This is a genomic window from Empedobacter sp. UBA5987 (assembly GCF_002429865.1).
Lineage (GTDB): Bacteria > Bacteroidota > Bacteroidia > Flavobacteriales > Weeksellaceae > Empedobacter > Empedobacter falsenii_B.
This window is the reverse complement of record NZ_DJBB01000001.1, coordinates 45,731-67,167: the sequence shown is the minus strand read 5'-3', so window position 1 is coordinate 67,167 and position 21,437 is coordinate 45,731. Positions and strand designations below refer to the sequence as shown.

At 32.8% G+C, this 21,437-nt stretch carries 12 protein-coding genes; 9 read left to right on the top strand and 3 right to left on the bottom strand.

The genetic code is table 11. The annotated features are described in order from the left end of the window. The first annotated feature begins 208 nt into the window (after positions 1-208). The 6 genes from B3J26_RS00290 (at position 209) to B3J26_RS00265 (ending at position 10,485) form a co-directional block, all read left to right on the top strand. Positions 209-2,062, top strand: a complete 1,854-nt coding sequence (locus tag B3J26_RS00290) for a glycoside hydrolase family 13 protein (protein WP_291072614.1) — start codon at positions 209-211, stop codon at positions 2,060-2,062. A gap of 352 nt (positions 2,063-2,414) precedes the next feature. Continuing rightward, the gene (locus B3J26_RS00285) at positions 2,415-4,592 is read left to right on the top strand and encodes a glycoside hydrolase family 97 protein (protein WP_291072613.1); all 2,178 of its coding nucleotides are present in this window, start codon (positions 2,415-2,417) and stop codon (positions 4,590-4,592) included. Positions 4,593-4,995: 403 nt separating this feature from the next. Beyond that, positions 4,996-6,651 (top strand): alpha-amylase family glycosyl hydrolase, encoded by a 1,656-nt coding sequence (locus B3J26_RS00280; protein ID WP_291072611.1) that lies wholly within the window; start codon positions 4,996-4,998, stop codon positions 6,649-6,651. Positions 6,652-6,676: 25 nt separating this feature from the next. Continuing rightward, on the top strand, positions 6,677-8,065 hold the full coding sequence (locus B3J26_RS00275; protein ID WP_291072609.1) for an alpha-amylase family glycosyl hydrolase: 1,389 nt from the start codon (positions 6,677-6,679) through the stop codon (positions 8,063-8,065). Between the two features lie 79 nt (positions 8,066-8,144). Beyond that, the gene (locus B3J26_RS00270) at positions 8,145-8,756 is read left to right on the top strand and encodes a PepSY-like domain-containing protein (RefSeq protein WP_280050766.1); all 612 of its coding nucleotides are present in this window, start codon (positions 8,145-8,147) and stop codon (positions 8,754-8,756) included. 127 nt (positions 8,757-8,883) lie between these two features. Next, the gene (locus tag B3J26_RS00265) at positions 8,884-10,485 is read left to right on the top strand and encodes a class I SAM-dependent methyltransferase (RefSeq protein WP_291072607.1); all 1,602 of its coding nucleotides are present in this window, start codon (positions 8,884-8,886) and stop codon (positions 10,483-10,485) included. Between the two features lie 74 nt (positions 10,486-10,559). Here the strand turns inward: B3J26_RS00265 and B3J26_RS00260 are convergent, their stop codons facing one another. Further along, entirely contained in the window at positions 10,560-11,576 is a 1,017-nt protein-coding gene (locus B3J26_RS00260; RefSeq protein ID WP_291072605.1) for a hypothetical protein, read from the bottom strand. Positions 11,577-11,794: 218 nt separating this feature from the next. Continuing rightward, complete coding sequence (locus tag B3J26_RS00255) at positions 11,795-14,476, bottom strand: M16 family metallopeptidase (protein ID WP_291072603.1); 2,682 nt, start codon at positions 14,474-14,476, stop codon at positions 11,795-11,797. Positions 14,477-14,656: 180 nt separating this feature from the next. Here B3J26_RS00255 and B3J26_RS00250 point away from each other — a divergent pair, with 180 nt between their 5' ends. The 3 genes from B3J26_RS00250 (at position 14,657) to B3J26_RS00240 (ending at position 21,074) form a co-directional block, all read left to right on the top strand. After that, on the top strand, positions 14,657-17,071 hold the full coding sequence (locus B3J26_RS00250; RefSeq protein ID WP_291072601.1) for an alpha-ketoacid dehydrogenase subunit alpha/beta: 2,415 nt from the start codon (positions 14,657-14,659) through the stop codon (positions 17,069-17,071). An 84-nt stretch (positions 17,072-17,155) separates the two neighbouring features. Continuing rightward, the gene (locus B3J26_RS00245) at positions 17,156-18,412 is read left to right on the top strand and encodes a type IX secretion system plug protein domain-containing protein (RefSeq protein ID WP_221853987.1); all 1,257 of its coding nucleotides are present in this window, start codon (positions 17,156-17,158) and stop codon (positions 18,410-18,412) included. Then, complete coding sequence (locus tag B3J26_RS00240; RefSeq protein ID WP_125349443.1) at positions 18,387-21,074, top strand: DEAD/DEAH box helicase family protein; 2,688 nt, start codon at positions 18,387-18,389, stop codon at positions 21,072-21,074. The genes B3J26_RS00245 and B3J26_RS00240 overlap by 26 nt, the downstream gene beginning before the upstream one ends. A gap of 1 nt (position 21,075) precedes the next feature. On the opposite strand, the gene B3J26_RS00235 is transcribed toward B3J26_RS00240, so the two are convergent. Then, the gene (locus B3J26_RS00235; RefSeq protein WP_125349442.1) at positions 21,076-21,435 is read right to left on the bottom strand and encodes a DUF2200 domain-containing protein; all 360 of its coding nucleotides are present in this window, start codon (positions 21,433-21,435) and stop codon (positions 21,076-21,078) included. Positions 21,436-21,437 lie beyond the last annotated feature (2 nt).

The window sequence follows — 21,437 nt, the reverse complement described above, 5'->3', positions numbered from 1 at the left end:
TCTAAGTTTATTCTGAAAACCTATTTTAAAAAAGTCATCTTGAACTCATTTCAGGATCAAATGAAGCAGATAATGAGAAGATTAAACAAGTTCAGCTGGACAGAGAATTTAAAAAAGATTCTTCGATAAACTCAGAATGACAATTTCATTAATGTAGTAAAGTAAATTTCATACAGAGCTTGTCGAGGTATCAAAAAAAACAAAACACATGAAAAAAATACTATTATTATCATCTTTCCTATCAACATTTGCTTTTGCACAAATTCAAAAAGTGGAGCCAATGTTTTGGTGGAAAGGAATGAAAAATCCAGAAGTTCAAATTCTAGTTTATGGAAAAGATATTAGTAAATACAATATTGAATTATCAGATAATGTTAAAATTCAAAATTTACAGAAAACTGAAAATCCAAATTATGTTTTTGTAACGATTAATACGAATGAAGTAAACAAATCATCATTCAAAATTAACATCAAAAACAAAAATAAAATTGTTGATTCGTATACATATGAATTAAAAAATCGTCAACCAAATTCTGCAAATCGAACATCTTTTACATCAAAAGATATGGTGTATTTGATTATGCCAGATCGTTTCGCAAATGGTGATGAAAGCAACGATTCGAAGAAAGAATTAACAGATAAAGCCAATCGTTCTATTCCAGATGGTCGTCATGGTGGGGATTTGCGAGGAATCATCAACAATTTAGATTATTTACAAAATCTTGGTGCAACAGCGGTTTGGTTAACGCCTGTTAATGAAGATAACGAAAAACAACATTCGTATCACGGCTATGCACAAACTGATTTTTATAAGATTGATGGACGTTACGGAAGCAATGAAGATTATCGCGAATTATCACAAAAATTAAATCAACGAGGAATGATGTTGATTCAAGATTATGTGACAAATCATTGGGGAATTTCGCATTGGATGATTCAGGATTTACCTTCAAAAGATTGGATCCATACATTTCCAGAAGGAGAAAATGGATTCCGTCGTTCGAATTATAGAACAACAACCCAATTTGATCCTAATGCTTCAGAGATTGATAAAATAGGCGCATTAAATGGTTGGTTCGATACGACGATGCCAGACATCAATCAAGCAAATCCATTAGTATTAAAGTACATCACTCAAAATGCCATTTGGTGGATGGAATATGCCGAATTAGGAGGTTTACGTGTAGATACATATCCTTACAATAACAAAGAAGGAATGGCAACTTGGGTAAAAGCAATTACAGATGAATATCCCAATCTAAATGTAGTAGGAGAGGCGTGGATGCATTCGCCAGCTCATGTATCGTATTGGCAAAAAGATTCTAAAATTGCTGAAATCGATAATTATAATTCGTATTTACCTTCTGTAATGGATTTTCCATTGTTTTCAGAATTGCCAAAAGCAATCAAGGAAGAGGAATCGTGGGATAAAGGAATGATTAAATTGTATAATTCGTTCACCAATGATTTTCTATATCCAGATATCAACAATATGTTTGTGTTTATGGAAAATCACGATACAGAACGTTGGAACGAAATTATGAATGGAGATGTGAATGATTATAAACTTGGTTTGTCATTAATTTCGACTGTTCGCGGAATTCCTCAAGTATATTACGGGTCTGAAATTGGGATGCGAGGAGATAAAAGTAAAGGTGATGCAGCAATTCGACAAGATTTTCCTGGAGGTTGGAAGTCAGATAAACAATCGGCTTTTACAAATGAAGGAAGAACTTCGGAGCAAAAAACGTTTCACGATTTTACAGCAAAACTTTTCAATTGGCGAAAAAATAAAGAAGTTATTCATTCAGGAAAAACAAAACATTACATGCCACAAAATAATGTTTACGTTTATTTTAGATACAATGAAAACGAATCTGTAATGATTATTTTGAATGCAAATCCAGAAAAACAAACGTTCAAATTAGATCGTTTTGCAGAATCATTAAACGGATTTACTTCTGGAAAAGATATTATTTCGGACAAAGTTTTACCAATCAATACAAACGGAGAAATCACAATTGATGGTAAATCTTCGATGATTATTGAACTTGGAAAGTAGTAGGTTTCACGTTTATTCTGAAAACGTATTATAAAAAATGGCATTAAATATATGACGTAAATAAAATTTAAAAAGTGAAGAGTAAAAATGATTTAATGAGCGATAGCGAATTTTTAAATCATTCTCGAAACGGTTTAAATTTTTAGTCAAATAGATTTACCGCCTTGACTTTTTTGATTCGTTTTTGTGTCAAGACAAAAATGAATGAAATATAAAAGTCATCCTGAATTCATTTCAGGATCACATAAAGTAGAGAATGAGAAGCTGAAACAAGTTCAGCTTGACAAGAAATTTATTGCTTTACGCATTAGGCGTAAAGCATAAAACAGACAATAAAACAAAAACAAGAAATATGAAAAACTTTAAGTTTATACTGGGGTTAGGAATCGCGATGATGAATATGGTTTATGGACAAGAATTGAAATCTCCAAACGGAAATTTTGTAATGGATTTTTCGTTGTCTAAAGATGGAAAACCTACTTATCAGTTAAAATACAAAGGAAAAGATGTGGTTAAACCAAGTCATTTAGGATTTGAGTTTAAAACGAAGCATAAAGAAATGGATTTTGCAGTGCAAGATCGAGTAGAAGATGAGCGTGCAAAAGACATTGCAAACTTCTTATCAGGTTTCAAAATTATTGATACTAAAACATCAACTTTTGATGAAACTTGGAAACCGGTTTGGGGAGAAGTAGACAAAATCAGAAATAATTTCAACGAATTAGCGGTGACGGTTTCTCAACCAAATACAGATAGACAAATGATTATTCGTTTTCGTTTGTTTAATGAAGGATTAGGTTTCCGTTACGAATTCCCAGAACAAAAGAATTTGAAATATTTTGTGATCAAAGAAGAGCATTCGCAATTCGCAATGGCAGGAGATCATACTGCTTTTTGGATTCCTGGTGATTACGATACGCAAGAATACGATTACACAGAATCTAAATTATCAGAAATTAGAGGATTATTTGATAAAGCTTATATTGGAAATGCGTCTCAACAAGCTTTCTCAAAAACAGGTGTACAAACAGCTTTGATGATGAAAGCAACAAACGGACTTTACATCAATTTACACGAAGCAGCGTTGATTAATTATCCTGCAATGAGTTTAAATTTAGATGATAAAACATTAACGTTCGAATCTTGGTTAACTCCTGATGCTTTGGGTGACAAAGGTTATTTGCAAGCGCCTTTCAATACGCCTTGGCGTACAATTATTGCGAGTGATGATGCACGAGAAGTTGCTTTCAAAGGTCCGCAATTGGTTTATAATTTGAATGAACCTTCAAAAATTAAAGATACTTCTTGGATCAAACCTGTAAAATACGTTGGTGTTTGGTGGGAAATGATTACAGGAAAGAGTTCTTGGGCATATACAGATGATTTCCCGACAGTACAATTAGGTGTAACCGATTATAAAAATGCGAAGCCAAACGGAAAACATGGAGCAAATAACGAACATGTAAAAGAATACATCGATTTTGCTGCAGAAAACGGATTTGATGCTGTTTTAGTTGAAGGTTGGAACGAAGGTTGGGAAGATTGGTTCGGTAATCACAAAGACTATGTGTTCGATTTTGTAACACCTTATCCAGATTTTGATGTGAAAATGTTAAATGCTTATGCAAAATCTAAAGGTGTAAAAATTATGATGCACCACGAAACTTCGGGTTCTATTCGTAATTATGAAAGACATTTGGAAAAAGCCTATAAATTCATGAACGATAACGGTTATACATCTGTAAAAAGTGGATATGTAGGTGATATCGTTCCTCGTGGAGATTATCATTACAGCCAAAATACGATTAATCATTATCAATATGCAATCGAAAAAGCGGCTGAATATAAAATTATGGTTAATGCTCACGAAGCGGTTCGTCCTACAGGAGTTGCGCGTACATGGCCAAATTTAATCGGAAACGAATCAGCACGTGGAACAGAATACCAAGCTTTCGGTGGTTCTAAACCAAATCACGTAACAGTTTTACCTTTCACGCGTCTTTTAGGTGGACCAATGGATTACACGCCTGGTATTTTCGAAATGGATGTGAAGAAATTAAATCCAAACAACCATTCTCACGTTAATTCTACGGTTGCAAATCAGTTGGCTTTGTACGTAACAATGTATTCGCCTTTGCAAATGGCTGCTGATATTATTGAGCATTACAAACAATTTTCTGATGCATTTCAATTCATCAAAGATGTGCCTGTAGATTGGCAAGATTCTAACTATTTAGAGGCAGAACCAGGAAGATATTTAACAATTGCACGTAAAGACAAAAATTCGAATAATTGGTTTGTTGGAAATGTAAATGGTGAAACACCTCGTTCAACGAAAATCAAATTAGATTTCTTAGATAAAGGGAAAAAATACGAAGCGAAAATCTATGCTGATGCCAAAGATGCGCATTACAAAACAAATCCTCAAGCCTATAAAATTGAAACAAAAAAGGTTGATTCAAAATCTGTGTTAGATTTAACATCTCAAGCTGGAGGAGGTTTTGCAATTAGTATCAAAGAGATTAAATAAATTTTAGATTTAAAAAGTTTTAAGTTCTAATTTCACGTCACTTTGAGTGAATTTTCGAAATGAAAATGGAGAAAATTTGTATCGAGAAGTAAGAAGTGAATATTCGTCTAATTTCTCGATACGATTCTTATCAGAATAACTCGAAAAGACAAATAAAAGTCATCCTGAATTCATTTCAGGATCACATAAAAGTAGAGAATGAGAAGCTGAAACAAGTTCAGTTTGACAGAGAATTATAAAGATTTTTCGATAAACTCAGAATGACAATTTTATTAATGACAATAAAGTAAATGTCATTCCAACGAAAAGAGGAATCTAAAAAAAGTTTTAAGTAATATGTTCTACGTTATAAGTTGAGAAATAATTCACTTAAAACGTAGAACTTAAAACATACAACATAATTATGAAAAAAATACTTTTCACGTTAGGAATAGCTTCATTGTTTTTAAGCTCTTGTTCAAAAACAACAACACAAGCTACGCAGACAAATCATTCAGAAAAACAACTATTTGTTTGGAATGGTGCAAATATTTATTTTTTATTGACCGATCGTTTCGAGAATGGAGATAAAAAGAATGATGTTAATTACGGGAGAACTGCTAAAACATCTAAATTAAGAGGTTTTGAAGGAGGAGATTTTCGTGGGGTAATCAATAAAATAGAAGATAATTATTTTTCAGATTTAGGAGTTAATGCGATTTGGATGACGCCAATTGTAGAGCAAATTCACGGTTTTGTAGACGAAGGACAAGGAAAAACATATGGATTTCACGGTTATTGGACAAAAGATTGGACGTCGATTGATAAAAACTGGGGAACTGAAAAAGAGTTGCAAGAATTAGTTGACAAAGCGCATGCGAAAGGCATTCGTATTATGTTGGATGCGGTGATTAATCACACAGGTCCAGTCACAAATTCGGACGGTGTTTTTCCTGCTGATTGGGTTCGTGTTTCACCACAATGTACCTATGAGTCTTACAAAACGACAATTGAATGTACGTTGGTGAAAAATCTACCAGACATTTTAACGGAATCAGAAAATGATGTGATGTTACCTCCGCAATTGTTAGCAAAATGGTCGCAAGAAGGTCGTTTGGACAAAGAAGTTGCTGAATTGAATGCTTTTTTCGCGAAATATAATCTTCCAAAAGCACCGAAATATTATATCATGAAATGGCTTTCAGACTATATTCGTAAGTACGGAATTGATGGTTATCGTGTCGATACGGTGAAACATACGGAAGAAAATGTTTGGAAGAAATTCGAAGAAATTTGTCAAGATGCGTTTGCTGAATATAAAGCGAATAATCCTATAAAAGTATTGGATCAAAATAAGTTTTTCTTGTTAGGAGAAGTTTATGGATATTCGATTAATGATGGTCAGCAATATAATTTTCCTGATAAAACGGTTAATTATTTCGAGAATGGATTTGATGCGTTAATCAATTTCGATTTGCGTTCAACTCAAAAAGAATCTAATCAAACTGTTTTTGATCGATACAATGATATTCTTCAAAACAAAATGAAAGGAAAATCTGTGATGAGCTATATTACCTCGCACGATGATGGTTCGCCTTTTGATAAAGATCGTCAAAATCCTTGGGACGCTGGAACTCGATTGTTGTTGGCGCCAGGAATTTCGCAAATTTATTATGGAGACGAAACGGCTCGTCCTTTAGAGATTGAAGGTGTTGATGGAGATGCAAATCTTCGTTCGAATATGAATTGGGAAGATATTAAACCAAATTCAGAAACGGAATCATTATTGAATCATTACCAAAAATTAGGACAATTTAGACGAAATCATCCAGCAGTTGGAGCAGGAAATCAAACAGATTTGCAAAATTCTCCGTATATTTTTACAAGAAAATATAAAACAGACGAAGTGGTGATTGGATTGGAAATGCCAATTGGTAAAAAAACAATTAATGTAAGTTCTATCTGGAAAGATGGTACTAAAATTCGCGATGCTTATTCAGGTTTTTCAGGAAAAGTTGTGAACGGAAATTTAGAATTGAATACGACTTCTGATATTGTATTATTGGAAAAAGTGAATTAATTTTTTGAGAAGTAATAGAAGAAAAATGATAAAAAAAATAGTTGGTTTAACCTTGATAACAACTTTGTTTTTGACAAGTTGTGAAAGCAAAAAGGAAACAAAGTCAGAAGACGTTAAAAAAGAAAGGAAAGAACAAAGTATTTTGCCTTTTACGGCTGATATGGCGGAAACTTCTGTGATTTATGAAGTGAATGTTCGTCAATTTTCGCCAGAAGGAACTTTTGCTGCGGTAACAAATGAGATTTCGAATATCAAAAAATTAGGTGTTAAAATCCTTTGGATTATGCCTATTTATCCAATTGGAGAAGAAAATCGAAAAGAAGGTTTAGGTTCGTATTATTCGATCAAAGATTATAGAGGAATCAATCCAGAATTTGGAAATGCCGAAGATTTTAAGAAATTAGTTGATGAAGCGCACAAAAACGGAATCTATGTGATTTTGGATTGGGTTGCGAATCACACGGCTTGGGATCATCCTTGGGTAAAACAACATCCCGATTGGTACGAACAAGATAAGAACGGAAAAATGCATTCTCCTTACGATTGGTCGGATGTTGTGGCATTAAATTTCGATAACAAAGAAATGCGCAAACAGATGATTGCCGATATGAAATATTGGTTAGATGATTTCAAAATTGATGGTTTCCGTTGTGATATGGCGCACGAAGTTCCAACAGATTTTTGGAACGAAGCAAAACCACAATTGGCAAAAGGTCGCGAAATTTTTATGTTAGGTGAAACAGAGAAGCCAGATTTATTAGCAAATAATGCGTTCGATGCCGCTTATGGTTGGGAAATTCATCATATCATGAATGACATTGCAAAAGGTAAAAAGAATGTTTCTGCGATTGATGCGTACATGGATTCGATTCCGAAAAAATGGCAAGCGGATGATTATAAATTATTATTCACATCAAATCATGACGAAAATTCTTGGGCTGGAACTGAGTACGAAAGAATGGGTGATGCGGTCGAAACATTTGCTGCATTAACGTATACTTTACCAGGAATTCCTTTGATTTATAATGGACAAGAAGAAGATTTTAATCGTCGTTTAAAATTCTTTGTTAAAGATTCTATTGATCGTAATCCAACTTCAAAAATGCGTGGCGTTTACGAAAAGTTAGGAGAACTTAAAATCACAAATGAAGCATTTAATGGAGCGAAAAAAGCGGCTTCTTACGAACGTTTGAAAACATCTGATGATAAATCTATCTTAGCGTTTAAGCGTCAAAAAAATACGACAGAAGCTTATTTTATTGCGAATTTTACGAAAGCAAATAAAGAAATTACAGTTCCAATCAATGGGGTGTATAAAAATTTTATGAACAACGAAGATGTGACATTTGATGCTACAACAAAACTGAAATTAAAACCTTGGGAATACCTGATTTTAGTTCAGAAGAAAAAATAAACTCTTAAAAGCTGGTTAAATTTTTAACCAGTTTTTTTTATGGTATAATGCTTGTTGATAAACGTTTAAAATCCAAATCATGAGAAAAATAATTTTATCAACAGCCGCCATTTTAAGTTTAGTTTTATCTTCGTGCGAATCGAAGAAAACAGAAAACACAGAAGTTGTAACAAATAAATCTGAAGTTGCAGAACAGCCAATTGTTTTGGAGAGTGATATTGCAAATCATCCAGAGTCATCGACTTCGTCAAATACCTATGTGGTTTTGCAAGATAATGGTCAACAAAAAACAGTAAATATTGACCCGAATGAAACCGTTATTTCAGCAAATAATTTGCCTGTTAATGCACAAAATTTTGTTTCGAAAAACTTTGGTAATATGGAGTTCGTGAATGCAATAAAAGAAGTTGAACGCAATATCACAACATATAATATTCAGTTGAAAGACGGAACAAAAATAGAATTTACAGATAATGGAGATTGGAAGGAGGTGAAAAATGGTCTAGGAAAAGCGATTCCGATTAAATTTTTCCCAGATAATATTCAAAAATATCTTCAAACTAAATATCCTAAAATTGATGCGAAATCAATTGAAATGGATACAAAAGATAAAGAAATAAAAGTAGAATTGTTACAAAATAATGTCGATTTGAAATTTGATTTGAATGGTAATTTTATCAAAATTGATTAATCACATACATCAAAAACCTTATCAATAGATGAGGTTTTTTTTATTTCTGATTTTTAAAATTTACAATAACCTTCACATCAACTTTTCGCAATTTTCAATATATTTATAGTAGAAAAAATCAACCAAAATGGATAAAAAATATTTGAGATCGCTAATTTTTAGACATCTCGATGGTTTGGTAACGGCTCCGGTATTAAGCGCTTTGGCTAAAAAAGGAGCTTTGCATTACATTGTCGAGCACAAAACTATACAGTTAGAAGAATTGACAAAAGAATTTCAGGCAAACGAAGGTTATCTAAATGTTGCTTTGCGTGTATTGGCTTCGCAGAATATGTTAGAATATTCGGTGGACAATGCGAAAGATAATGTCGAAATTCAAACCAATAAATATTCGGATCGAGCATTTACAAATATTGATATTTACCATGATTTAGCTGTTTTTTTGGCAGAAAATGAGGTAATCAATCAACATGATTTTTCGGATGAGTTTTGTAAAAAATGGATCAAATTATTTGATAAATATAAAACTTATTTGATGACTGCTGATGACGAAGAGTTTCTTGAAAAACCTTTGCATTATCAAATTACCAAACATATCGAAGGCGTTTTAGTTGGACCAATTATTGTGCGAATGGGAATGAGCGGTTTGTTTCATAAATACTTTATGGAAGCCTCTTTCAATCCAGATGAATTTCACAAAAATCCACAAACTTTCGAAAAAATATTGGAAAGATTAACCGAATTAGGTTGGTTTACTAAACACGAAAAAAACTATAAATTCACCGAAATAGGATTGTTTTTTGCGCGTCGTGCAACATCGTATGGTGTTACAGTTTCTTATTTACCAATGTTTGCAAAGTTGAATGATTTACTTTTCGGTTCGCCAACAAAATTGCGTGAAATTACCGATGGTGAAGATGAGCAACATGTTAATCGCGAAATGAATGTTTGGGGTAGTGGAGGAGCGCATTCCACTTATTTCAAAGTGATAGATGAATTTATTGTAGATATTTTCAATCGTCCGATAGAAGAGCAACCGAAAGGGATTTTGGATATGGGATGTGGAAATGGAGCGCTTTTGCAACATTTGTATGATGTCATAGAACGTCAAACCTTACGCGGAAAACATCTAGACGAATACCCACTTTTCTTGGTTGGTGCAGATTATAATCAAGCAGCATTGAAAGTAACGCGTGCCAATTTAATTAAAAATGATATTTGGGCAAAAGTGATTTGGGGCGATATTGGCGATCCAGATCGTTTGGCAACGGATTTGAAAAATGATTATTCAATAGAGTTGAGTGATTTATTAAATATCCGTACATTTTTAGATCATAATCGAATTTGGGAAGATGTAAATGATGTCAAAACAAATCGAATTAGTGCTTCTACAGGAGCTTTTGCGTTTAGAGGAAAACGATTGTCAAACAATGATGTGGAACAAAATTTATTGAATCATCTCAAAAAATGGGCGCCTTATGTAGATAAATTTGGATTGTTATTGATCGAATTACATACAATTGCTCCAGATTTAACGGCGGAGAATTTAGGAAATACGCCGGCAACAGCGTATGATGCGACGCATGGATTCTCGGATCAATATATTGTGGAAGTAGATGTTTTTCATCGTATTTGTCAAGAAACAGGTTTGGTTCCAGATAAAACATTGTTCAAAAAATATCCAAATAATGAGTTGGCAACAGTTAGTATTAATCTTTTGAAACGATAATATTTAAAAAATATATTAAATCAAAAAAAAGCTCAGCAATTGCTGAGCTTTCTTGGTTAGTCTTGTATCAATAATTAGTTTAGGGTTATTTTTGCTTGACTAATCTTAAATCCATTTTCGTAAACATTGAACGTGTAAACTCCTTTTTGGAATTCCTCGTTTTCCCAATCAAACGTAATATTTTTTGTTTGTCCGTTTGTGTAATTAAAGTTGATTGCATCAGAGAAATTTACTGTATCTCCAGATCTCAATTCAATTTGTCCACCTTGTGCATTTCCATATCTTCCTAAAGTTCCATCAGGATTATAGATAGCAACATATAATTTTTTCTCTCCAGATTCTGTTCTCGAATTACGATCTACATCAAAAGAAACACGAATTTTATCTATACGTTTTGCACGTGTTTTTTCAACTTCTTTTCCGCTATTTCTTACACGAATTCCTTTGATTTGTTGATTCGAAACAGATAAAGTTGAACTTAATTCATTAATCTTTCCTTTCGAAATTGCATTGTCTTTTTGACGAACACTTTTTTCTGTTTCGTAGTTATATGTTAACTCTTTATTGTTTTCTCTTAAATTGTTGTTATCTGTTGTTAAAGCAGAATTTTTATTATTTAATTCGTCAACACTACGTACAAGAATTGCATTTTCTTTTTGTAAACGCGCAACTTCAGATTTGTAATTTTTTACACTTCCTTCTAAATCGTTAATCATTTTACGAGCACGATTCATTTCCTCTGCAGTTGGATTGTCTTTATCTAAAATTTCTTGAATATCTTGATTCTTTAACTGAATCATATTTTCTTTATCGCTCAATAAATTGTTACGATCTTCGATGCGTGCTTTATATTGTGTATAGTCGTTTAAAATCGAATCATATTGTTTACGAATTTGATCCTTTTGACCTGTTTCGTTTTTAAGGATTTGAGAATTTAAAGATTCATTTTTTTCAAGATTTCCGATCTGATTTGCTTGATAAATATTATATCCTACACTTCCTGCTAATAAGATTCCGACTAATGCCAAAGGAACTACTAAACCATTTTTTCCTTTGTTTGTTGGTTGATTGTTTTCTTCTAATCCTTGCATATGAACTATTATTTAAGGTTAATTGTTTTTTTATTGTTTTTAGTGTTAAGAAATTATGATGCCAAAAACTTAGTATGATGTTAAAATGAGGATTTTTTAACAAATTTTTTCACATTTTAGACCGAAAATGAATAATTATGCAGATTCTTATTCTAAATAAATCATAAAAAAAGCTTCAGATTATTCTGAAGCTTTTTTTTAATTAATATGAATTGTATTTACTTTTTATCAAAAGTTCCTGTGTAAACAGAAGTTAATTTATCTAAAGAAATGTACTTTTTGAAAACCTCGTTTACTTGGTTTACATTAAGAGCATCTACTTTTTTCTCTAAATTATCAAATTCATCAAACGTAATTCCATTCAATAAATAACCATTCGATAAGCCTAACAAAGTTCCGTCAGTTCCCAAAGAAGTTGTACGACCGTTTTTCCAACTTACAATATTTGTTTTCAATTCGTCCGCTGTGAAACCATCTTTCAATGCTTTTGCAACTTCTTCTTTCAATGCTTTTTCAACTGCTTCACGTTTTGTAGGGTTTAAAAATGCATAATATCCCCAAGAAGCTACATCGTTTTTAGGATCGTTTGGAATCGAAACATATGAACCTGCACCATAGCTGATTCCTTCTTTTTCTCTTAATCGCATTGGAATACGAGCAGATAAAAATCCTCCACTTCCAATCATTTCATTTGCCATAACCATTGCGGCGTAATCAGCACTTTCACGATTCATTTTGAAGTTAATTGATCCAACTGCAGCAGCATTTTCTTTGTCTGGAATGTTATAAAGTTTATCCTCTTTTTTCGTTGCTGTAAAAGTTGGATACGCTTTTTCGTACTTCGATTTGCTATTCCATTTACCAAAAGTATCGTTTAATAATTTTTCAACTTTCGCTTTGTCATTTGTTCCAATAATAGAAACAACACCATTTTGTGCACCTAAAATATTTTTATAAAAATCAACTAAATCAGCTTGTTTGATTTTCTTTAAATCATCTTTTGTTTCAGTAAAAGAAGCTGTATAAAAAATAGAAGATTTAGGATAATTAGATGTTAAACGACTAATTTCGTTAAAGGCAAATGCTTGCGGATCGTTTGTATTTGCATCTAAATATGTTATGTATTCATTTACAGATTTTGCTAATTCAGCTTCAGGAAAAGTTGGTTCTGTAATGATTTGACGCACGACATCCATTGTTTTGTCTAATGAATTTTTGTACGTATTAATTGTTACAGATAAATTTTGTCCTCCAAATCTAAATCCAACCGAAGATTTTAAAGCATCTAATTGATCTTTGATTTGTTCTTTTGTTAAATTCTTCGTTCCAGACATTAACAATTCAGCCGTTAATTGACCGATCATTCCTTTGTTTGCCAAATCTTTTTCATTCGAAACAGGTAAATTAAATGAAAGAATTACTTTTTCACCTTTAATTTCTTTGTCGATGATTCCATATTTTAGACCATTGTTCAATTTTCCTTCTGCATAATGAGCTTTTAAGTTTTTGATTGAAGCTTCAAATGGTTTTGCTTCTTTCTCAACTGCACGACCTTTGTAATTCGAAACTAATTCTGTAATCTGTTTATTCGTTAATTCAGCTGGTTTTACACGAATTTCATCTTTTGTCGGAATAAAAGTTCCAACTGTTCTATTATTCGCTTTAAAATATTTTTCAGCTACACGTTTTACATCTTCTTTGGTTACTTTTTCGATATTATCGCGGTATAAGAAACCTAAACGATAATCACCCGCACCAACAATTTCTGTTAAACCAATGGCATAATTAATCGTATTATTTTTTTGATTTTCGATGTTTTTCACAATACTTGCTTTCGCACGTTGTACATCTTGATCAGTATAATTAATTGTAGCAACTTTGTCTAATTCTGCACGAATATCATTTTTCGTTTGTTCGATGTTTTTCTCTTTTGGAATTTCAGTTCCGATATAGAAGAAACTTGCATCACGAACTTCTGGACTATACGCCCAAATTGAAGCAATTTTGTGTGTGTCAACTAAAGATTTGTACAAATATCCCGAAGGATCTGAAGTTAAAATATTATTTAAAACATCAATTGCTGCATAATCTTTATCGCTATATGCTGCAACGTGATACATTACACCAACAGATTGTGAATCTCCTGCACGTTTTACTTCAACAAATTTTTCACCATCTTGCGCTGGCTCAACTGTTAAAATTTCGTCTAAAACACGAGTTGGTTTTGGAATCGAAGCAAAATACTGATTCACATATTCCATTGTTTTTTTTTCGTCAAATTTTCCAGCAATAATTAAAGTTGCATTATCTGGTTGATAATATTTTTCGTAGAATTTGCGCAACTGTGGTGTTTTTACACGCTCAATATCTTCTTTAGATCCAATGGTAGATTTTCCGTAATTGTGCCATAAATAGCCAGCAGAAATAACGCGTTCCATTAAAACACTTGAAGGATCATTTTCACCAATTTCAAATTCATTACGCACAACTGAAAACTCTTTGTCCAAATCTTCTTGTTTAATGGTTGCATTAATCATTCGATCAGCTTCCATTTCTAAACTCCAACGTAAATTTTCGTCGCTTGATGGGAAAACTTCGTAATAATTTGTACGATCATAATATGTTGTTCCATTTGCGCGTCCACCTTTGTCAGATAACATTTTCTTGATATCGCCTAAGTTTTTTGTTGATTTAAACAACATATGTTCTAACAAGTGCGCCATTCCTTTTTCGCCATAACCTTCATGTTTAGATCCAACATTGTACACAATGTTAACCACAACATTACTTTGCGATTGATCAGGAACCAATAAAACTTGTAATCCATTTGGTAGTTTGTATTCCTTAATTCCTTCTACTTGCGTCACAAAAGTTGCGTTTCCAGATTTCGTTTGAGCCATTAAGTATGGTGAATTTGCAAAGGCAAAAACCAGACATATACTCAGTAAAGTTTTTTTCATGTATTTATTTTTATAGTTATTAATTGGATGATACAATTCTATAATCTATTCGTTAGACGCAAATTGTATGGTGTAAGTTACAAATCTTTTGTTAAATTTGTGATGCAACAAACAAAAGAAATGGAAACAAAAGAGGTAAATAAAATTACTTTCGAAGAGTTTAAAAGTCAAATCATTAATGATTACAAGACGGCTTTTATGTCTCGCGAAGTAAGTCTTTTAGGGAGAAGAGAAGTACTTACTGGGAAAGCAAAATTTGGAATTTTTGGTGATGGAAAAGAATTACCACAAATTGCAATGGCAAAAGTATTCAAAAATGGAGATTTCCGTTCTGGATACTACCGCGATCAAACATTTATGTTCGCAATTGGTCAATTAACAGTTGAACAATTTTTTGCACAATTATACGCTTTAACAGATTTAGAAAAAGAACCTTCATCAGGAGGTCGTCAAATGACATCTCATTTCGGAACACGTTCTTTAAACGAAGATGGTTCTTGGAAAAAATTAACAGAGCAAAAAAATTCGAGTGCAGATATTTCTCCAACAGCTGGTCAAATGCCACGTTTATTAGGTTTAGCACAAGCTTCAAAATATTTTAGAAATGTTCCTCAATCAGACGAAGATCAACAATTTTCTGTAAACGGAAATGAAATTGCTTTTGGAACAATTGGAGATGCAAGTACTTCTGAAGGACATTTTTGGGAAACGATAAATGCTGGTGGAGTTTTGCAAGTGCCAATGGTGATTTCTATTTGGGACGATGGTTACGGAATTTCTGTACCAGCTAAATTTCAACGCACAAAATCGAATCTTTCTGAATTATTATCAGGTTTCGGAAGAACGGAAGAGGAAAGAGGTTACGAAATTATTACTGTAAAAGCGTGGGATTATCCTGCTTTGATTGAAGCGTATACACGTGCAGAAAGATTTGCGCGTGAGCATCACATTCCGTGTATTGTACACGTGCAAGAATGTACGCAACCGCAAGGTCACTCGACTTCTGGTTCGCACGAGCGTTATAAATCAGAGGAGCGTTTGACATGGGAAAAAGAATTTGATGGAATCTCAAAATTCCGTGAATATATTTTAGCATTTGCAGATCATTCAGAAGCAATTATTTCTGCGGAAGAGTTGGATCAATTAGAAGCTGAAGTAAAAGCTGAAGTAAAAGCTTCTCAAAAACAATGTTGGGACGATTATTTGAATCCAATTTTGGATTTGAAAAATGAAGCGTTAGAATTATTAACGAAAATTGCTTCAGAAAGTGCAAACGGAGCTTTTATCAACATTGAAATTAGTAATCTAAAATCAAAGAAAAGCCCTTTTAAACGTGATGTTTATGGAGCTGTTCGTAAAGTAATTCGTTTAACTCGTTCAGAAAATTTAGCTTCAAAAACTGAATTAATTTCTTGGTTAGATGTTAAAATGAAACGCGAAGAAGAAATTTATTCGACTAAATTAGTTTCAGGTACAGCAACACAAGTTCCGCAAGTAAAACCTGAGTTTGGAGAAAATCCAACATTAGAAGATGGTCGTGTAATTGTACGTGATAACTTCGATAAAATTTTCGAAAAATATCCAAAGGCATTAGTTTTTGGTGAAGATGCGGGAAATATTGGTGATGTAAACCAAGGTTTAGAAGGTCTTCAAGCAAAATATGGAATCGATCGTATTTCGGATACAGGAATTCGCGAAGCAACAATTCTTGGTCAAGGAATTGGTTTGGCGATGCGTGGTTTACGTCCAATTGCAGAAATTCAATATTTAGATTATATCCTTTATTGCTTACAAGGAATTTCTGATGATTTGGCAACTGTGCTTTATCGTTCGAATGGAGGTCAAAAAGCGCCTGTGATTATCAGAACGCGCGGTCACCGTTTAGAAGGTGTTTGGCATTCAGGTTCGCCAATGGGAGGAATTTTGAATTTGGTTCGTGGCGTGAATGTTTTAGTTCCACGTGATTTAACAAAAGCCGCAGGTTTTTACAATACATTGATGCAAGCAGATGAGCCTGCAATTGTTGTAGAAAGTTTGAATGGTTATCGTTTGAAAGAACCTGCACCAACTAATATTGGAGAATTTACAACGCCAATAGGTGAAGTAGAAATTACAAAAGAAGGAAAAGATGTAACGTTGTTAACTTACGGTTCTACTTGGAGAATTGTGATGGATGCTGCGAAAGAATTGGAGCAACTAGGTATTTCTGTTGAAGTAATTGATGCACAATCTTTATTGCCTTTCGATATCAATGCAGATGTTGCAAAAAGTTTGAACAAAACGAATCGTTTAGTTATTGTTGACGAAGATGTTCCAGGTGGAGCAAGTGCATTCTTGTTACAAGAAATTATCGAGAAACAAGGTGGATATTTTACATTAGATAGCGCACCATTGACGATTACAGCGAAAGCTCACCGTCCTGCGTATGCAACTGATGGAGATTATTTTTCAAAACCTTCTGTTGATGATATTACAGAACAAGTTTATGAATTGATGCGCGAAGCGAAACCAAACGAGTTTCCTGCTTTGTACTAAAAAATAAATTTTAGAGTTATATAAGCGTATGTCTTTTTCAAAAAGGCATGCGCTTTTTTTGTATTTTTAACAATCAAAATTATAATGAAAATGAAATTCTATTCGATTATACTTTGTCTATTGACTTCAATTCTTTTTGGGCAATTTCAAGATGTAATTCCTCCAAAGAATATCAAGACGGTTCAAGTTTTTAATCCGCAAACAAACGATAATACACCCGTTGTCAAGTTAGGTTCTAGCGAAAGATTGATTTTTCTTTTTGATGATATCAGTGCAGGTTACAAGCGTTATCAATATTCTATTGAACATAGAAATGCAGATTGGTCTGAATCGAATATTTTTCAGACCGAATTTTTAAATGGTGTTAATGCTGATTATGCGCGAACATATAAGAATTCATTCAATACGTATCAAAAATATACCAATTATCAAATTCAATTTCCGAATGATCAAATGAATGTAAAATTACCTGGAAATTATGTGTTAAAAGTGTATTTAGAAAATGATTCAAACCCAATTTTCACGAAACGTTTTGCCGTTTATCAACCAATTGCGGATGTTGGTGTGATGGTTTCTCGTTACAATAATCCAACCGTAAAAGAATTGAATCAGCGTTTGCAAGTTCAAGTTTCAAGTGGAACACAAAATTTAACTGAAGTTCCTGATGGCGCAAGATTATTTTTGATGAAAAATAACAATTGGAACGAAGGTTATTTTATCAATCGACCATCTTTTTCTCGTCCAAATCAATTAACATATAATGATACCAATATTTTGTTTGACGGTGGTGCCGAATACAATTGGTTTGATAACAAAAATTTAGAAGTTCCGAGTTTAACAACAGAAAAAACATTCAGAAAAGATAGTGTTTATCACACTGTTTTGCGTGCAGATATTCCGAAATATAATCTACCTTATGATGATTATCCAGACATTAATGGTAATTTTTATATCCGAAATAACCGTTATGGAAACGAATATGCAGCAAATTCTGAAGCAGATTATTCGTGGGTTTATTTTGCGTTAGACGCTTTCGAAGATCAAAATGGATTATACGTTCCGTATGTTGTAGGTGCTTTTAATAATTGGGAAATTGATGAAAATTCGAAATTAGAAAAAGACGATGCAGGATTTTGGGTAACCGAATTATTCTTGAAACAAGGTTATTACAATTATCAATATGTCGTAAAAAATACCAAAACAGGCAAAATCGATCCAAGTTATGTGAGCGGAAGTTTTTGGCAAACCGAAAATCAATATCAAGCATTGTTTTACTATCGCCCTTGGGGACAACGATACGATGTGTTAATGGGATATGGAACTGGAAATTCGAGGAGATAAATCATTCAGTTTTTTATCAATCATGACTTTCAATTTCCAACCAATAAAATTTAAGTATTCTTGGCGCGATTATCAACAGCGTGTTTTAGATGAATTAGAATTTCATTTAAAAGATGCGCATCTTAATATTGTAGCACCGCCTGGCTCTGGAAAAACGGTTTTGGGATTGGAAGTAATGCTTCGAATTAATGAGCCTACGCTTATTTTAGCGCCAACTTTAGCGATTCGTAATCAATGGAAAGATCGATTTATTGAGCTTTTTCTTGATAATCAGGAAGTCGATTGGATTTCGATGGATATTCATCAACCAAAATTTCTTACCATTTCTACTTATCAAGGATTACATGCTTCGATGGTAAAAGACGAACAATCTTTGATTCAATTATTAAAAGAAAATAACGTCAAAACTTTGATTGTAGATGAAGCGCATCATCTAAAAAATGAATGGTGGAAAAGTCTCAATAAAATCAAAAGTGAATTATCACCAAAGATTGTGGCGTTAACTGCTACGCCGCCTTTTGATGTTGCGAAAGAAGAATGGAATCGTTATCTCACTTTTTGTGGTCCGATTGATTGCGAAATATCTATTCCAGAATTAGTCAAACAAAAAGATTTGTGTCCGCATCAAGATTTGTTGTTGTGTTCATTTCCCATAAATTTTGAGAGTGAAATTATTTCCAAAAACCTTGAAGAAGTAGAAGCTTTTTTCCAAGAGGTTAAAGAAAATACAGCTTTGTATGAATTTGTTTTGATGTTAGATTTTATCAAAACGCCTGCAAGTTGTTTCGACGAAATTTATGCAGATTTTGATGCCTATGCGTCTTTTGTGATTTATCTGAAATCGTTTGATACGCCATTGGATTTTCAGCATTTGGATTTATTAGAAAACGAAACGATAGATTTTCCGCCTTTCAATTATTATTGGGCAGAATGTATGTTCAATTATTTGTTGTTTAAAGATGAAGAATTTTATTTGGAACACGAGAAATTTTTGAAACCATTTTTAACGAATTTAAAACGAATCGGAGCAATCGATCAGATAAAAGTTACTTTACATTATAATCAAAAAGTTAAAAATTCGCTGATAAATAGTGTAAAAAAGATTGATAGTATTGCAGAAATTGTAAAATCAGAATACCAACATTTGGGCGATAAGTTGCACATGGTAATTTTGACCGATTATATTCGAAAAGAATTTTATTCGGATAATTTACAGAATGAACCAAGTAAAATAAAGTTAGGCGTTTTTCCAATTTTCGAAAAACTTCGAAATCTAAATTCAGAAATAATTCCACATCTTGCGATTATTACAGGTTCGATGGTAATCGTTTCGAAAACAATTCTTCCAAAAATAATTTATCAGTTCAAAGATAGAGCAGAAGCGATTCAGTTTAAATCGGTGATGTTCGATGATAATTTTTTCGAAGTTGTTACGGAAGATAATTCAAGAGGAAATTTATTGGCTGTTTTAACAAAATTATTTAACAAAGGTGTTATCAAAATAATTGTCGGAACTCGCGCTTATTTGGGCGAAGGTTGGGATGCGCCGAGTATCAATAGTTTGATTTTAGCGAGTAATGTAGGTTCTTTTGTAACATCAAATCAGATGCGTGGGCGTGCGATTCGTGTGAATTCTGAAGAACCAAATAAAGTGAGTAACGTTTGGCATTTGGTTACGTTGGATTTGTTTGCGCAAAATGGAGGTGGAGATTTGGATAAAATGAGACAACGATTTGAGGCTTTTGTTGGGATTTCGCAAAAAGAAAACACGATTTCGAATGGTATTTCTCGTCTGAATCTTCCTGAACAATTTACAGAGGAATCTATTGAAAATTACAATCAGCAAACGATAGAATGGAGTAAAAATGATGTTCAAATTAGAGATTCTTGGACAAATTCTATTGCCGAAGGAACAAAGATTGATAATGAATTAAAGTATTTTTATGACGGAGAAAAAGAATATGATTTCTCAAAACATTTGTATTATTCGAAGTCGATAAAAAGTTTAACAACAAGTTTACTTCTTTCATTCATCTCTTTTATCGTTTTCTTTTTCGAAGAAAGTATTCGAACACTTTTATTTTCGATGTCGAAAAAAAGCTTTCTTTCAACCATAATTTTTCTCTCAACGGTCGGAATTGTGTATTTCGGAGTTAATTTTTACAAAAACATCAAACTTTATATTCAATATAGAGATATCACCAAAGATTTTCAGAAAATAGCTGTTGCGTTATTCAATACTTTGCAACATTTTAATTTATTGTCTAATGAATTGCGAGAAACAAATATTTTGACAACTGTAGATAAATCGGGAAATATTTCGTGTAGTTTATTGTCGGCAACAACTTATGATAAGGCGACTTTTTTACATTCGCTCGAAAATATTTTAAATCCAATTGATAATCCACGTTATTTTATCGAACGAAAAAGTGTGCTGATGAAGCTTTTCAAACAAAGAGATTATCATTCGGTTCCCGAAATTATTGGTCAACACAAGAAAAAGGCTGAATATTTTCATCAACAATGGTTGCAACTTGTAGGCGATGCAGAATTGCATTACACAAGAAGTTATTATGGACGAAAAAAGTTGATCAAAGCAAAAATAAAATCGTTAAGTTTTCAATTAAAGCAACCAATTGAACATATCAAAAAGTGGAAATAATCTAACTTCTCAAAATCTTTTCCATCGTTTTTCCTTTGGCTAATTCATCGATTAATTTGTCTAAATATCGAATTTTTTGCATCAATGGATTTTCAATTTCTTCCACACGATAGCCGCAAATTACACCTTTTATTTTAGCCGCATTTGGATTAAACTTTGGTGCATTTTCAAAAAAATCCTGAAAATTAGTTTTATTCGTTAAAATTTTTTCCAAATCTTTTTCAGTATAACCTGTCAACCAAAAAATAATTTCGTCAACTTCCGTTTTTGTTCGGTTTTTCTTTTCTGCTTTCGTGATATAATGTGGATAAACGCTCGCAAAAGACATTTCGATTACACGCTGAAAATTTTTATCATTCATTT